Raw genomic sequence first — 263 nt, 5'->3', positions numbered from 1 at the left:
TCTAAATGATAAGCTGGGGACTTAGCTTAGTTGGTAGAGCGCCTGCTTTGCACGCAGGAGGTCAGGAGTTCGACTCTCCTAGTCTCCACCACGAATTATTTTTTAAGCACTGCTTTAAAAAATAATGAGGCTTGATTACAGAATTTAGTAAATAAATGATTATTTATTAACTTCTGTGATTTATCACAGTTTCTAGACCTGACGAAGGCTAGAAAAATCATTAACAGCATATATTTGAGTTGAAATAATTTGTTCATACTCAT

At 35.0% G+C, this 263-nt stretch carries 1 tRNA gene; it reads left to right on the top strand.

The annotated features are described in order from the left end of the window. Positions 1-15 precede the first annotated feature (15 nt). A tRNA-Ala gene (locus NI461_RS14175) sits at positions 16-91 on the top strand. Positions 92-263: the final 172 nt, after the last annotated feature.

Source organism: Acinetobacter sp. S4400-12 (assembly GCF_024129495.1).
Taxonomy (GTDB): Bacteria; Pseudomonadota; Gammaproteobacteria; order Pseudomonadales; family Moraxellaceae; genus Acinetobacter; species Acinetobacter lwoffii_C.
This window is presented reverse-complemented; position numbering and strand designations above follow the sequence as displayed.